This window comes from Rhodococcus sp. 14C212, assembly GCF_011058195.1.
In the GTDB taxonomy this organism is placed as follows: domain Bacteria; phylum Actinomycetota; class Actinomycetes; order Mycobacteriales; family Mycobacteriaceae; genus Rhodococcus; species Rhodococcus aetherivorans.
In genome coordinates, this window is the sequence record NZ_JAALEH010000214.1 from 1 (window position 1) to 1164 (window position 1164).

The 1164-nt window shown below is 67.9% G+C and carries 2 protein-coding genes and 1 pseudogene; all 3 read right to left on the bottom strand.

The annotated features are described in order from the left end of the window. On the bottom strand, positions 1 to 540 hold a 540-nt coding region (locus G6038_RS30745), incomplete at its 3' end, for an NAD(P)(+) transhydrogenase (Re/Si-specific) subunit beta (protein WP_206025897.1). Continuing rightward, positions 537 to 881: an NAD(P) transhydrogenase subunit alpha gene (locus G6038_RS30750; protein ID WP_165042697.1), complete on the bottom strand. Its 345-nt coding sequence runs from the start codon at positions 879 to 881 to the stop codon at positions 537 to 539. The genes G6038_RS30750 and G6038_RS30745, both read right to left, overlap by 4 nt. Next, positions 882 to 1164: pseudogene (locus G6038_RS30755) on the bottom strand (NAD(P)(+) transhydrogenase (Re/Si-specific) subunit alpha); the annotation flags it as partial. It abuts the gene before it with no gap.

Consider the following 1164-nt stretch of genomic DNA (forward strand, 5'->3'; position numbering starts at 1 on the left):
CGCGATCGCCGCGAGCGCGAGCACGATGTTCGCCAGCTGGAAGGCCTTGGCCGCGCCGACGAGGCGGCGTTCGAGGTTCTTGTTCAGCAGCTCCTGCAGCTTGGCGAACGCCACCAGCGAACCCCAGAACGAGACCGAGCCGACGATCGCGGCGAACAGCGAGCCGACCACCACGGGCACCGTGGGCTCCTCGGCGAGGGTGGTGAAGCCGTCCGAGTCGAGGAACTCCGCCCAGGCGATCAGCGCGACGGTGCCGCCGCCGACGCCGTTGAACAGCGCCACCAGCTGCGGCATCGCCGTCATCTTCGTGCGCAGCGCCGGCGGCACGCCCAGGACCACACCCACGGCCAGGCCGGCGACGATCCAGAGCCAGTTGTCGGTCTCGCGGATGTCGATCAGCACGGCGACGACCGCCACGGCCATGCCGACCGCGGCGATGTAGTTGCCGCGCACCGCGGTCTTCGGACCGGTCAGGCCCATCAGACCGTAGATGAACATCGCGAACGCGACGATGTACAGGACGGAGACGAGGTAGCTCATTTCGCGTCGGCTCCCTTCTGCTCCGCCGGGGCGGCCTGCGCCGGCACCCGCTTCTTGGGCTTGAACATCGCGAGCATGCGGTCGGTGACGACGAAGCCGCCGACGACGTTGAGCGTGCCGAACACCAGCGCGACGAACAGGATGACCTTGATGCTCCACGGCGCACCGGCCGGCAGGTGGCCGAAGACCACCAGCGCACCGAGCACCACGATGCCGTGGATGGCGTTGGTGCCCGACATCAGCGGGGTGTGCAAGGTGTTGGGCACCTTCGAGATCACGGCGAAGCCCACGAACCCGGCCAGGACCAGGATCGCGATGTTCGCCAACAGTTCGGTATACATCTAGACGTTCTCCTTCGAGCGGGTCACGCACGCGCCGTCGAGGATCTCGTCGGAGAAGTCCGGAGCGAGCCCGCCGTTCTCGTCGAGCATCAGCTCGAGCAGGGCCACGACGTTCTTCGAATACAGCTGCGAGGCGTGCTCGGGCATGGTCGCGGGCAGGTTCAGCGGCGAGCAGATGGTCACGCCGTGCTTGACCACCGTGCGTCCGGGTTCGGTCAGCTCGCAGTTGCCGCCGGTCTCGCCGGCCAGGTCCACCACCACCGAGCCGGGCTTCATGCCCTCC